The 3,925-nt window shown below is 62.9% G+C and carries 3 protein-coding genes; 1 reads left to right on the plus strand and 2 read right to left on the minus strand.

What is annotated here, in order from left to right; genetic code table 11:
* Positions 1-36 precede the first annotated feature (36 nt).
* Positions 37-966: a bestrophin family protein gene (locus QOC89_RS26895; RefSeq protein ID WP_323047807.1), complete on the plus strand. Its 930-nt coding sequence runs from the start codon at positions 37-39 to the stop codon at positions 964-966.
* Between the two features lie 121 nt (positions 967-1,087).
* Here the strand turns inward: QOC89_RS26895 and QOC89_RS26900 are convergent, their stop codons facing one another.
* Together QOC89_RS26900 and QOC89_RS26905 are read right to left on the minus strand one after the other, a co-directional pair.
* On the minus strand, positions 1,088-1,828 hold the full coding sequence (locus QOC89_RS26900) for a lysozyme inhibitor LprI family protein (protein WP_323047805.1): 741 nt from the start codon (positions 1,826-1,828) through the stop codon (positions 1,088-1,090).
* Between the two features lie 2 nt (positions 1,829-1,830).
* On the minus strand, positions 1,831-3,925 hold a 2,095-nt coding region (locus tag QOC89_RS26905; RefSeq protein ID WP_323047806.1), incomplete at its 5' end, for an arginine/lysine/ornithine decarboxylase.

Raw genomic sequence — 3,925 nt, forward strand, 5'->3', positions numbered from 1 at the left:
CCCCCACCCGCCGAAGGCAAAAAAAACCCCGCTGCGATGATCATCCGCCCACACCTCAATTGGTTCCGCATGCTGTTAGCCTGGCGAGGCTCCGTCCTCCCGCAACTGCTGCCGCGACTATCCCTGATCTTCTGCATCGCGATTGTCGCCGTGGCGGCACACGACCACCTGCTCCCGGTCTCGCTCAACCTCAACAGCACCGCCCCATTCTCATTGATAGGCATAGCGTTGGCGGTCTTTCTCGGCTTCCGCAACAACGCCAGCTACGACCGTTGGTGGGAAGCCCGCAAACTATGGGGCCAATTGCTCAACGAATCGCGCTCGCTCACCCGCCAGGCGCTCACGCTGCAAAACAAACAGCTGCCGAACGAAGACATCAAGGAGTTCGTCACCGCGCTCTGCGCCCTTCCCCATGCTCTGCGCCACCAGCTTCGCAAGAGCGACCCGCAGGCGGACCTCGCGGCGCGCCTGCCCAAGCCGCTTTTCGATCGCGTCATGGCATCGCGCTACAAACCGGCGACACTCCTGCTGTCTCTCGGCGAATGGGTGCAGCGTCACGCTCAAACAGGCGCGATCGATCCCATGGCGGTACTCGCTTTCGATCGGAATCTGAATGGTCTATCCGACGTCATCGGCGGCTGCGAACGCATCGTATCGACGCCGCTGCCCTTCGCCTACTCGGTAATGATTCACCGCACGGTGTACTTCTTCTGCGCGTCCCTGCCGTTCGGGCTGGTCGAAAGCATCGGTATGTTTACGCCGGTTTTCGCCGTGTTCGTGGCGTACACCTTCATGGCGCACGAGGCGATCGCCTCGCAGCTCGAAGAACCCTTCGGCACCGACGACAACGACCTCGCGCTCAATACGATGTCGCTCTTTATCGAAGACGCGATGCGCGACCTCCTCGGCGAGCCCGCTTTGGAAATGCCCAAGCCCCAAGGGGAAGAAGCTTACATACTCAATTGATGACGTCGCGGCGCATGCGCGGCCGCGTGATCAGAGAAGAATAGATGCTGCCAGCCAGGCTGGTCCACCACACGTACCGTTGAGCGCCAAGGCCCATTCGTTGTCGACGGGCCGACAACCGTCAGTCGTTGCCGACCGTTTCCGACAAGCGCTTGAGCGTCGCCACCCGCGCACCGATGATATCGATGCGGCCGCGTTCGTCGATCAATGGCGTGGTGGCGTCGAGATACGCGGTCCAGGCCTTCTGCGCGCGCGCGAGCGTCGGGCGCGAACGCGTCGGCATCTTCGCTTGCAAGCGGCGGTAATAGCGGTTCAGATCGAACATCGCGTGTTCGCATTGCGCGTCCGCGCTACAGGCGCGCGAACGCCGCGGCGGGTCCCCGCCGGCGCTGATCCTGGCCGCGGCGCTGCGCAGCGCCAGGGCGCGATCACGCACCGGCTGCAATTGCATATCGGCTTCGGCCAGCACATACATCGTGCCGCGCGTCGTCGCGAACACAGCCGCCAGCAACTGCCTCTCGACATCGCGCGAGGCCTGCCAGCTCGCCTGGCTCTTTTCCCATGGCTTACGTTGCGCCTGCGGCAACTTCGTCAGAAGCTGCTGCCATGCGCTGTCCAACGCGGCCCGCCAGCCGATCCGCGCGTTGTCCATGCACTGCACCTGCCCCACCGTCGACGACATATCGCTGCGCGCAAGACAGCTGCGCATCGACGCGTCGATCGGATCGGCGGCGGCGACTTCGGCATGCGCAGCTAGCGGCGCGAAGGCGAGGCCCGCCGCCGCCATCGCCGACGTCAAGGCGAGCGCGCCAAACGCGCGCCGCCGGCCGTCAGCACCCAACAGAGACTTCACCATCCACATCGTCAGGCGCGCACGCAATCGACGAAATATTCGATGCGCCCGTTAATGGTCTCGCCGACCAGCCCGTGGATATCCGTGTGGAAACCCGGGAAGCGTTCGTTGAACTCGCGCGCGAACCGCAGGTAGTTGACGATGGTCTTGTTGAAGCGCTCGCCCGGAATCAGCAGCGGAATGCCCGGCGGATACGGCGTCAACAGAATCGACGTGACACGGCCTTCGAGTTCGTCGATCGGTACCCGGTCGATTTCGCGATGGGCCAGCTTGGCGAATGCATCCGACGGCTTCATGGCAGGCTCCATGCTCGACAGGTACATCTCGGTCGTCAGGCGCGCAATGTCGTTCGCGCGGTAGACGCTGTGGATCTGCTCGCACAGATCGCGCAGGCCGACGCGCTCGTACATCGGATGATGCGAGACAAACTCGGGCAGCACGCGCCACAGCGGCTGGTTGTTGTCGTAGTCGTCCTTGAACTGCTGGAGTTCGGTGACCATCGAATTCCAGCGGCCCTTGGTGATGCCGATCGTGAACATGATGAAGAACGAATACAGCCCGGTCTTCTCGACGATGATGCCGTGCTCGGCCAGATACTTCGTGACGATCGCGGCCGGAATGCCGGACTCGCCGAAGCCGCCGTCCATATCCAGACCCGGCGTGACGATGGTCGCCTTGATCGGGTCGAGCATGTTGAAGCCTTCGGCGAGCGGGCCGAAACCGTGCCACGCATCGTTCGGGCGCAGCATCCAGTCTTCGCGCGAACCGATCCCTTCTTCCGCGAACTGGTCCGGGCCCCACACCTTGAAGAACCAGTCGTCGCCGTATTCGGCGTCGACCTTGGTCATCGCGCGGCGGAAATCCAACGCTTCCGCGATCGACTCCTCGACCAGCGCGGTGCCGCCCGGCGCTTCCATCATCGCCGCAGCCACGTCGCACGAGGCGATGATCGCGTACTGCGGGCTCGTTGACGTATGCATCAGATACGCTTCGTTAAAGCGATGCTTATCGAAGCGGCTGTTCTTCGAGTCCTGCACGACGATCTGCGAAGCCTGCGAAATGCCGGCCAGCAGCTTGTGCGTGGAGTGCGTGGCGAACACCATCGCGCCGATACGCGGACGGCCCGCGCCGATCGCGTGCATGTCCTGATAGAACTCGTGGAACTCGGCGTGCGGCAGCCACGCTTCGTCGAAATGCAGCGTGTCGAGCCAGTCGCCGAGCATTTCCTTGATCATCTCGACGTTGTAGATCACGCCGTCATAGGTGCTCTGCGTGATCGTCAGAATCCGCGGCTTCAGATCCGGGTTTTTGGCGAGCGCTTCGCGGGCGAACGGGTTCGCGAGGATCTTCTTCTTGATGTTTTCCGGTTCGAATTCGCTGCGCGGAATCGGACCGATGATGCCGAAGTTGTTACGCGTGGGCGTGAGGAACACCGGAATCGCGCCGGTCATCGTGATCGCGTGCAGGATCGACTTGTGGCAGTTGCGGTCGACCAGCACGATGTCGCCAGGCGCCACCGTGCCATGCCAGACGATCTTGTTCGAGGTCGAGGTGCCGTTCGTCACGAAGAACACGTGGTCGGCGCTGAAGATGCGCGCCGCGTTGCGCTCCGAGGCCGCGATCGGACCGGTATGGTCGAGCAGCTGACCGAGTTCGTCGACGGCATTACACACGTCCGCCCGCAACATGTTCTCGCCGAAGAACTGATGGAACATCTGGCCAAGCGGGCTCTTCAGGAATGCAACGCCGCCCGAGTGCCCCGGGCAATGCCACGAGTAGGAGCCTTCATCGGCGTACTGCACCAGCTCCTTGAAGAACGGCGGCGCGAGCGAATCCAGATACACCTTGGTCTCGCGGATGATGTGGCGCGCGACGAACTCCGGCGTGTCCTCGAACATGTGGATGAAGCCGTGCAGCTCGCGCAGGATGTCGTTCGGCAGATGGCGCGAAGTGCGCGTTTCCCCGTACAGGAAGATCGGAATATCGGCATTGCGGCGGCGCACTTCCGTCACGAATGCGCGCAGCGCGACGATCGCCGCCGCGAGCTCCGGCGTTTCGCCTTCCACCACGACGTTCTCGAAGTAGGGCAGCAGTTCGTCGTCGTCG

Source organism: Paraburkholderia sp., from assembly GCF_034668105.1.
In the GTDB taxonomy this organism is placed as follows: Bacteria; Pseudomonadota; Gammaproteobacteria; order Burkholderiales; family Burkholderiaceae; genus Paraburkholderia.

What these genes read in the sequence shown, in the direction of transcription:
- QOC89_RS26895 (WP_323047807.1), top strand. Translation starts at nt 37, where the DNA reads ATGATCATCCGCCCACACCTCAATTGGTTCCGCATGCTGTTAGCCTGG.
- QOC89_RS26900 (WP_323047805.1), bottom strand. Translation starts at nt 1,828, where the DNA reads ATGTGGATGGTGAAGTCTCTGTTGGGTGCTGACGGCCGGCGGCGCGCG.